At 67.0% G+C, this 9,577-nt stretch carries 8 protein-coding genes, 1 pseudogene and 1 riboswitch; of the genes and pseudogenes, 7 read left to right on the top strand and 2 right to left on the bottom strand.

From position 1 onward, the window contains the following. The 6 genes from mtgA to VLF18_RS23065 all read left to right on the top strand — a co-directional run. Positions 1-505, top strand: a 505-nt coding sequence (gene mtgA, locus VLF18_RS23090; protein ID WP_325281982.1) for a monofunctional biosynthetic peptidoglycan transglycosylase, incomplete at its 5' end; no start/stop codon positions are given. Positions 506-626: 121 nt separating this feature from the next. Next, a complete protein-coding gene (locus VLF18_RS23085; RefSeq protein WP_325281981.1) occupies positions 627-1,586 on the top strand; it encodes a glycosyltransferase family 2 protein in 960 nt (319 codons plus the stop codon). A 205-nt stretch (positions 1,587-1,791) separates the two neighbouring features. Further along, a complete protein-coding gene (locus VLF18_RS23080) occupies positions 1,792-4,458 on the top strand; it encodes a hypothetical protein (protein WP_325281980.1) in 2,667 nt (888 codons plus the stop codon). Between the two features lie 117 nt (positions 4,459-4,575). Next, positions 4,576-5,004, top strand: coding sequence for a CBS domain-containing protein (locus VLF18_RS23075; RefSeq protein ID WP_325281979.1), 429 nt, complete (start codon positions 4,576-4,578; stop codon positions 5,002-5,004). Positions 5,005-5,070: 66 nt separating this feature from the next. Beyond that, on the top strand, positions 5,071-5,625 hold the full coding sequence (locus tag VLF18_RS23070) for an RNA polymerase sigma factor (RefSeq protein ID WP_325281978.1): 555 nt from the start codon (positions 5,071-5,073) through the stop codon (positions 5,623-5,625). After that, the gene (locus VLF18_RS23065) at positions 5,618-6,154 is read left to right on the top strand and encodes a hypothetical protein (RefSeq protein ID WP_325281977.1); all 537 of its coding nucleotides are present in this window, start codon (positions 5,618-5,620) and stop codon (positions 6,152-6,154) included. The genes VLF18_RS23070 and VLF18_RS23065 overlap by 8 nt, the downstream gene beginning before the upstream one ends. Positions 6,155-6,226: 72 nt before the next feature. Here the strand turns inward: VLF18_RS23065 and VLF18_RS23060 are convergent, their stop codons facing one another. Further along, positions 6,227-7,828: a peptide chain release factor 3 gene (locus tag VLF18_RS23060; RefSeq protein WP_325281976.1), complete on the bottom strand. Its 1,602-nt coding sequence runs from the start codon at positions 7,826-7,828 to the stop codon at positions 6,227-6,229. A 101-nt stretch (positions 7,829-7,929) separates the two neighbouring features. Next, positions 7,930-8,844, bottom strand: coding sequence for a peptidoglycan DD-metalloendopeptidase family protein (locus tag VLF18_RS23055; RefSeq protein ID WP_325281975.1), 915 nt, complete (start codon positions 8,842-8,844; stop codon positions 7,930-7,932). A 235-nt stretch (positions 8,845-9,079) separates the two neighbouring features. Further along, a riboswitch (SAM riboswitch) is annotated at positions 9,080-9,191 on the top strand. 87 nt (positions 9,192-9,278) lie between these two features. Between VLF18_RS23055 and VLF18_RS23050 the strand changes: the two are divergent. Continuing rightward, positions 9,279-9,577: pseudogene (locus VLF18_RS23050) on the top strand (alpha/beta hydrolase); the annotation flags it as partial.

The following is a 9,577-nucleotide window of genomic DNA, read 5'->3' as shown; positions in this document are numbered from 1 at the left end:
GGTTTCCCCGGCGCTGCCGATCGCGCTGGTCGCGGCCGAAGACCAGAAGTTTCCGCTCCACCACGGCTTCGACGTCGAAGCGATCCGCGATGCGATCGAGGACGCCGAGGACGGCGAACGCCTGCGCGGCGCGAGCACGATCAGCCAGCAGACGGCAAAGAATCTGTTTCTCTGGAACGGACGCAGCTTCGTGCGCAAGGGGCTCGAGGCATATTTCACGGTGCTGATCGAGCTGTGCTGGCCGAAGCAGCGCATCATCGAGGTATACCTCAACGTCGCCGAGTTCGGCGACGGCATCTACGGCGCCGCGGCCGCGAGCGATGTGTTCTTCCACAAGACGCCGGGCGCGCTGACCCCGCGCGAATCCGCGCTGCTGGCCGCGGTGCTGCCGAATCCGCGGCGCCTGCGCGTCGACAAACCCAGCGCGTACGTGCAGCGGCGCAGTGCGTGGATCGAACGGCAGGCGCGGCAGCTCGGCGGGCCGGCGTATCTCGGGGAGAAATGAGGAGGACGGAGTGAAAAACGAGCATGGGACCTGTTCGTTTCTCGCTCCTCCACACTCTTTTCTCGCCACTGTAACGGCAGGCCGCTAGCATCACCCGGTTCAGTCCAGTCGATTTCCGCCCATGCAAACGCTCGCCGTCGTCGTCCCCGCCTATAACGAAAGCGAAGGTCTGCGCGAATTCCAGCGCCGTCTCGGGCTCGTGTTCGACTCGCTCGACCTCGACTGCAGCGTGCTGTTCGTCGACGACGGCAGCCGCGACGACACCTGGGACGTCATGGAGTCGCTGCGGGCTTCCGATCCGCGCGTCGCGACGCTGAAGCTCAGCCGCAACTTCGGCAAGGAACTCGCGCTGACCGCCGGGCTCGATCACGTCGACGCCGACGCCGTCGTCGTCATCGACGCCGACCTGCAGGACCAGCCCGAACTGATTCCCGAATTCGTCGCGCGCTGGCGCGAGGGTTACGACGTCGTCTACGGCACGCGTTCCAACCGCGCCGGCGAAACCGCGCTGAAAAAGTTCACCTCGGCGGCGTTCTATCGCGTGATGGAAAAGATGAGCGATCTGCCGGTGCCGCGCGATACGGGCGATTTCCGCCTGATGAGCCGTCGCGTCGTCGACGCGCTGAAGATCCTGCGCGAGCGGCAGCGTTTCATGAAGGGGCTTTTCACCTGGGTCGGCTTCCGCCAGACCGCGATCGTCTACGACCGCGATCCGCGCTTCGCCGGCGACAGCAAGTGGAATTATTGGAAGTTGTGGAATTTTGCGCTGGAAGGGATCACGTCGTTCTCGTCGTTCCCGCTGCGCCTGGCGACCTATGTCGGTTTCGTCGCCGCGCTAGCCGCGTTCGTGTTCGGCCTCGTCGTCTTCACGAAGGCCCTGTTCTTCGGCGATCCGGTGCGCGGCTATCCGTCGCTGATGGTCGTCGTGCTGTTTCTCGGCGGCGCCCAGCTCATGGCGCTCGGCATGATCGGCGAATACCTGGGCCGCACGTATGTGGAGTCCAAGCAGCGGCCGCTCTATCTCGTCGATCGCCACTACGCGCCCCGGTTGCCGCCTGCGGAAACGCGCGACTCCGTCTAGACCATACGCTGTCGTCCAATCGGTCTATGGACTCAGTCGCACAGGCTGATGCATCCTCCGGAAGTCCTGTGCCCGGGGTGGCCGCAGGACGCTGAGCAACGGCGCTGCGGGGTCGTATCTGCGCCGTCCACCGATATCGCCGGCAGTGCACCAGGGATGGCATGCCTTTGCATGCGCGCGGCCGGCCTGCGCGGAGTTGCCACGCATGTCCGTTCCGTCCGTGCCGCCGTCGCGGCTTTGTCTCGCACTGGCCGCCGCAGCGCTGGCCACGAGCGCCTGCCAGACCAGTCCTTCGCGCAGTTTCGGCGCCACCGAGCGCGAGCACGAAGAACACGAGCAGGCCGCGCCGCCGAAAGGCGACTACTGGGCGCAGCGCGCGTCCTACCCGACCGGTGACTTCCAGCCGATGTGGCTGGTCGAGGCCGCGGTCGCCGAGAAGAGCATCCGCGCCGCCGTGCCGCAGGGCGACAAGACCTATCGCCGTTCGCCGGTGTCGCCGCTCGCGCTCGATCCGACCCAGTTCACGTCCCTCGGCCCGAAGCCGCTGAACGACACGGAATTCGGTTTCGGTCACGTGTCGGGCCGCGTCAACGTGATTGCGGTCGATCCCGTCGATACGACGATCGCCTACCTCGGTTCCGACGGCGGCGGCGTCTGGAAGACGACGAACTGCTGTTCGTCGGCGACGACGTGGCAGATCAAGACCGACGTTCCCGAGATCGCGAACTCCGCGGTCGGCGACATCCATATCGACCCCAACAACCACAACACGATCTACGCCGGCACCGGCGACCTGCGCTACGGCTCGTTCTCGTTCGGTTCGACCGGACTGCTGAAGAGCACCGACGCCGGCGCGACCTGGAGCGTGCTCGGCGCCGACGTGTTCGGTCCGCTCTACGGCCCGTCGGCGAACGGGTTCCCGCAGTACCAGGCCATCGGCAAGGTCGTCGTCGATCCGAACGACTCCAACAAGGTCGTCGTCGGCACCAAGACCGGCCTGTATTTCTCGTATGACGCCGGCTCGACCTGGGCCGGCCCCTGCTACACGAATTCGTTTGCGACCGGGCCGAGCGCGCAGCGCCAGGACATGACCGGCCTGATCGCCGTCGACCTGGGCACGACCACGACGCTGTATGCGGCGGTCGGTACGCGCGGCACACCGACGCCGGTACAGCCCGATCTCGGCAAGAACGGCGCGAACGGCGTGTATCAGACGACGATGCCCGCGTCGGGCTGTCCGGCAGACGGTTCGTGGACGCTGCGAAACACCGGCTGGCCTGCGGGCACCGGCGACGGCAATCCGTCGACGACGCGCGGTCGCATCGAGCTCGCGATCGCGCCGAGCAACAACCAGATCATGTATGCGATGGTTGCCGACGTGACGACGCGCAATGTGAACTCGGTGCTGAAGTCCACCGACGCCGGCGCGACCTGGACGCAGACCGCGACGTCGAGCGGCTTCACCGGTTGCGGCAATGCCGGCACGCAGATGTGGTACGACGCGGGCCTGACCGTCTCGCCGACCGATCCGAACGTCGTGTTCGCGAGCGCGGTCGACCTGTTCCGCTCGACCAACGGCGGCACGACGTTCACGAACCTCACCTGCGGCTATTCCGGCGGCGGGATCCACGTCGACCATCACGCGCGCGCCTACGTCGGCAACGATCCGGACAGGCTGCTGATCGGTTCGGACGGCGGTGCCTACTACACGGCCAATGCGACGGCAGGCTCGCCGTCCATCATCCCGATCAACGACAGCCTCAACACGATCGAATTCTATTCGGGCGACATCACGGCGAACTTCGCGACGTCCGCGAATCCGGCCGCGAGCGGCGGTGCACAGGACAACGGCAGTTCGGCCGCGCAGTTCGCGGCGAATCCCGGCGCGATGATGTGGGAGTCGACCAACAGCGGCGACGGCACCTATACGCGCATCGAGCCGGTCAACGCGCTGCGCTGGTACTACCAGTCGCAGAACGGCAACGTCCGCGTGTCGACGACCGGGCCGTTCGGCGCCACGGCCAGCGCGAACGGGGGCTGGTCCGCGGATCGCAAGAGCTTCCTGATGCCGCTGGAAATCTACAAGCACGGCAACACCTCGGTTGCCAATTCGGGTTGCGACGCGACGGTCAACGGTTGCGGCCGCATGCTGGCCGGCACGTACCGCATCTGGGAAACGCTGACCGGCGCGGTGCCGACGTCGAGCTGGCAGTCAAAGACCGGCGACCTGACCAAGAACACCCTGATTCTCGGCAGCGACAATCGCTCCTACATCAACCAGATGGCGTACTCGTTCACCGATCCGACGATCGCGATCGTCGGCACGAACGACGGCAACGTGCAGTACGTGTTCGGACTCGGCGTGCTCGGCACGAACAACGCGACTGCGGTCAACGTGACGAACGGCAATGCCGTGCTGCCGAACCGGCCGGTCCAGGACGTCGTCACCGACGCACAGAATCCGCTGGTCGGCTATGCGGCGATCGCCGGGTTCGACCAGAACACGCCGGGGACGCCGGGCCATGTGTTCCGCATCACCTGCACGGCGAACTGCGCGAGCTTCACCTGGGAAAACAAGTCCGGCAACCTGCCGAACATTCCGGTCAACGCGATCATGGTCAACCCGAACGTGCCGGGCCAGGTGTTCGCCGGTACCGACTGGGGCCTCTACTACACCGACGACATTACCGTCGCGAATCCGGTCTGGAACTATTTCCAGGGTCTGCCCCGCTCGATGATCTGGGATCTCGTCGTCGACCGCGGCACGACCACGCTCGTCGCGTTCACGCGCTCGCGCGGCGCCTGGGCCTGGCCGCTGCCGACCGGCGGCATCAACGACCGCATCTTCGCGAACGGCTTCGAAACGCCGTGATCCCCTGAGGCGACCGGGCCGGTGCGGCCCGGTCGTCGCGGCAATCGCCGCGCGCTAGACTCGCCCTCAGTGACGAAAGGCGGCTCGGCCGCCGGCAGTTCATGCGCGGAGGTCAGCATGCGTCAGGTCAAGCATCTGCTCGAAGGCAAGGGACGCGAGATCTATTCGGTCGAGCCCGATCAGCCCGTTCTTCAGGCCATCCAGGCGATGGCGGATCACCATGTCGGTGCGTTGCTCGTGATGCAGGGCAGGGAGCTGTCCGGCATCGTTTCCGAGCGCGACTACGCGCGCAAGGTCATCCTGCTGGGCCGCTCCTCGGCCGAGACGCCGGTCTGGCAGATCATGTCGGCGCCGGTCGAGACCGTTTCGCCCGAGGACTCCGTTGACGACTGCATGCGTCTGTGCACGCAGCGGCGCATCCGGCATCTGCCGGTCGTTGCGCAGGGCGAGGTCGTCGGGGTCATTTCGATCGGCGATCTGGTCAAGGCCGTCATCGACGAGCAGGCCGAGGAACTCGCCCAGCTGCAGCGCTACATCGCGGGCTGAGCCGCGCATTGCCAGCCTGGGCGCTTTCGCGGACGATGCGCGCCTTTCCCTGTCGTCTGAATTCTCTTGGGCCGCATTAACGACCCCAATCACGAGCGCCTGGAGCGGCTGTTGGCCGACTACGGCGCCAAGCTGCGCGCGCTCGTCGCGGCTCATGGCCTCGCGCGGCACGGCATCGACGCCGACGACGTCGAGCAGGAAGTCCGCATCCGTCTCTGGCGTGCGATCGAGCGTGACCGGTCCGCGGCCTTTCATGCGTCTTATATCCAGCGAGTGGTTGCCAGCACCGTGATCGACGCCCTGCGTCGCGCGCAGGTGAGGGCGACCGAGCCGCTGCCCGAGGACTCCGACGACGGTTTCATGCCGTTTCCGGACGAGAACCGAGGGCCGGAGGACCGCGCCAGCGGACGCCAGCATGTCGAGCAGCTGAAAGCCTGTCTCGAAGCGCTGCCGGAACGCCGGCGTCTGCCGATCAGTCTGCATCTGCAGGGCTTTGCGCTGCAGGAGATCGCGGACTTGGTCGGAACTTCCGCCGAAGCGGCACGAAAACTGGTTTCGCGCGGGCTCGACGAACTCAAGGAGCGCCTGCGCGGCATAGGAGCTGGAGATTTCGATGACTAAGCCAAGCCTTTCCGAGCTGTATCAGTCGCTTACTGCCGACCAGACGCTGAGCGCCCGCGCGCTCGTCGATGCCGACACCGCGGTGCGTGCGGCGCAGGGGCGCGTGGTTCCGCACGAGCGCGATGAAGTCGCTTCGGCGCTGGCGGGCTCTGCGGCGCATGCCGACCTCGTCCAGTTCCTGCGTGCGCTCGAGCCCGCTTCGACCGAACTGGCACACGACCTTGCCCATGGCGCCGCTTCGCACGAATCGCGTGGCCGTGGTCGCCGCACGGCGTCGGCCCGACCGGCCCGCGGCGGATGGCAATGGGGCGCGGTGGCGGCGAGCGTCGTCGCGGCGATCGCACTGTTCGTCGCGCACAATGCGCGTCAGCCGGTCGTACCGACCATGGCCGTCAAGCCGGCCGACACGATCTTCGACGCCCGGCTCGAGAACGGTGTTGCGCATCACGCGGCCGACGACCGCATCTTCCGTTCCGGCAGCGACGGCGCGGCCGGCGACCGCATCTTCCGGAATCACGCGGGCGGCTGATCCGGCCGGCCCGACGATCCACAAAAAAAGCCCGGAGCGATCCGGGCTTTTTTGTGGGCGACGCAGCGAGCGTCAGACCGCGACGGCGCTCGCGTGCTCGCGGGTCGCCGCGAACCGCACGTCGGGCCAGCGTTCTTCGGTGAGCTGAAGGTTCACGCGGCTCGGGGCGAGGTAGACGAGTTCGCCGGCGGCATCGATCGCGAGGTTGTTCGCTGCCTTGTCGCGGAATTCCTCGAGCTTCTTCGCGTCCTTCGCATGGATCCAGCGCGCCGTGCTGATCGTGATGGGTTCGAACACGCACTCCACGCCGTACTCGTCCTTGAGCCGGTAGGCGACGACGTCGAACTGCAGCACGCCGACTGCGCCGAGGATCAGGTCGTTCGACATCAGCGGCTTGAAGAACTGCGTCGCGCCTTCTTCGGACAGCTGGGCGAGGCCCTTCTGCAGCTGCTTCATCTTCAGCGGATCCTTGAGCCGCGCGCGGCGGAACAGCTCCGGCGCGAAGTTCGGAATGCCGGTGAAACTCAGTGCCTCGCCTTCGCTGAAGGTGTCGCCGATCGAGATCGTGCCGTGGTTGTGGATGCCGATCACGTCGCCGGGATAGGCCTCGGCGACGATCTCGCGATCAGAGGCCATGAAGGTCAGCGCGTTGGCGAGCTTCATGTCCTTGCCGCTGCGCACGTGGAACGCCTTCATGCCGGCTTCGAAGCGGCCCGAGCAGATGCGCATGAACGCGACGCGGTCGCGGTGCATCGGGTCCATGTTCGCCTGGATCTTGAACACGAAGCCCGACATCTTTTCCTCGGCCGGCTCGATCGCGCGCGTCGTCGTCGCGCGCGGTTTCGGCGAGGGCGCGTGTTCGACGAAGAAATCGAGCAGCGGCTGCACGCCGAAATTGTTGACCGCCGAACCGAAGAACACCGGCGCGAGGCGGCCGGCCAGATATTCGTCGAGGTCGAACGGATGCGACGCGCCTTCGACGAGTTCGAGCTCGTCGCGCAGCTCCTGCAGCATGCCGGCGCCGATGCGCGATTCGAGTTCGGGATCCTCGAGCGAAGCGAAGATCGTCGAATCCTGGCGCGTGAAGTTGCGGCCCGGTTCGTACAGGTGCACTTCGCCGCTGACGAGGTGATAGACGCCCTTGAGCCGCGAGCCCATGCCGATCGGCCAGGTGACGGGCGCGCAGCGGATCTTCAGCACCGATTCGACTTCGTCGAGCAGTTCGATCGGCGAGCGGCCCTCGCGATCGAGCTTGTTGATGAAGCTCATGATCGGTGTGTCGCGCAGGCGGCAGACCTCCATGAGCTTGATCGTGCGCTCCTCGACGCCCTTGGCGCAGTCGATGACCATCAGCGCCGAGTCGACCGCGGTCAGCACGCGGTAGGTGTCCTCGCCGAAGTCGGCATGGCCCGGCGTGTCGAGCAGGTTGACGATGTGGCCTTCGTACGGGAACTGCATGACCGACGAAGTGACCGAGATGCCGCGCTCCTTTTCGAGCGCCATCCAGTCCGAGGTCGCGTGGCGCGCGGCCTTGCGGCCCTTGACGCTGCCGGCCATCTGGATCGCGCCGCCGAACAGCAGCAGCTTTTCCGTGAGCGTGGTCTTGCCCGCGTCGGGATGCGAAATGATCGCGAAGGTGCGGCGGCGCCGCGTTTCAGTGAGGTGATCGGACATGGCATCGCGGCGGACCGCCGCGGGGCGGCGCGTTCCGCGTCAGGATCGGGAAAGGGTCGCGGAGTATAGCGTCTCGGCGCGTCGGGCCGGGCTCGAGACGGTCAGCGCGCGGCGGCCGCACCCGTCAGCGTCAGCGGGCCGTCGGGGCCGCGCATCCGGAACGGCACCGACACGAGCCGCATGCCGCGGTTGACCTGGACGCAGAAATGCAGATGCGGGCCCGTGGAAAACCCGGTGTTGCCGGACTCGCCGAGTTTCTGTCCGACATAGACGTGGCGCCCGGCCTGGACCTCGACGCTCTCGGGTTTCAGATGCGCATAGACCGCCATGCTGCCGTCGCGGTGCAGCACGCGCACGACGTTGGCGCGCGTGGCGAACTTTTCCTTGTCGAGCCCGGCACCGTAATAGTCGTCCTGCACCTCCATGACGACACCCTCGCGCGCGGCGACCACGGGCGTGCCTTCCTCGGCCGCGGCGTCGATCGCGTAGCGCGATTCCTCGCCCGTATGGCTGAACGCGCCGTCGAAGCCCTGGTGGATGCGGACCGGGTACTGCCCGAGCGGCCAGCGGTACTCGCTGTCGTCGTGGCGGGCATCGGGGCTGCCCGGGATGGCCCGCAGCGCGAGCTCGAACCCCGCCGGCTGCGCCCGGTCGGTCTGCTGCAGGTTCGCGAGCACGCGTTCCTCGCGCGCGCGCATGACCACGGTCAGCGGCAGCGGCGGGTCGGTCGCGATGTTGGTCACGTCGCCAACGCTGAGTTCGACCTGGGCCGGGCCCGCGAAATGGTTGAACACGCGCGCCTGGCGCCGGTTGTCGCTGCCCTCGACGCGCAGCTGCACCATCGGCGTCTGCTCGATCTTTACCCGGGTTTCCTCGACCGGCCGGTCGGTCTTCGGCGGCTGGTCGGTGAAATGCGTGACGCCGGCGGCGTCGGTGAACTTGTATATTTTCTTGGCGTGCGGCGCCGCAGCGGTCAACAGCAGCAGGGCGGCGGCGAGACGGACGGGAATTCTCATCGGCGGATTGTAGAGGCTGCCGAGGTCGGGGGATGCGGATCCGTGTCGTAATTCGGCGCGGAGTCCGCCGGAAGCGGTTCGGGGCCGTTCGCCGGGGCGTACATGCGGCCCGGCCGACCGGGGCGGCTGGCGCGCCGTCCGGGCGCCGCCGAATAGTCTGATTTTGCATATGGCCGTTTAGACGTCTAAACGTCCATTGACGCCGGAGCGCCGAGTCACTACAGTCCCGGCCCACGATCCATCGAGACCGGCTGAGGGAAAGGCCCTTGGAAGCCGGGGCAACCGACGGGAAACCGCACGGTGCCAACTCCTACGGAGGCGCGATGCGCCATGCCGAGAGATGGGTAGCCGCTTCCGACCGCAGCCTGCGGTCGCGATCGCTGCACCCGTCGCCGGCTTCTCCGAGGAACTCGATACCGAGCCCGGAGAATCGCATGAGCCTGACCAGCGCCAGTTCCTTCGCCACGTTCGACACGGCGCCGTTCGCCTACGAGTCCGCCGCGTTCCTGCAGCCGATTCCGCTGCCGGCGCGCAGCGAGGCCGTCGTGCGCATCGCACCGAAATACGGCCGCGGCCCGGTCACGGCGACGCTGCGCTATTTCTGGCATGGTGCGCCGGGCGCTCCGACGGTGATCGTGCAGGGCGGCATCTCGGCCAGCCGCGAGGTCTGCAGCGTCGGCGGCGTCGCGGGGTGGTGGGACGACCTCGTCGGCAACGGCCGTGCGATCGACCT

Source organism: Tahibacter sp. (assembly GCF_035481375.1).
In the GTDB taxonomy this organism is placed as follows: Bacteria; Pseudomonadota; Gammaproteobacteria; order Xanthomonadales; family Rhodanobacteraceae; genus Tahibacter.
This window is presented reverse-complemented; position numbering and strand designations above follow the sequence as displayed.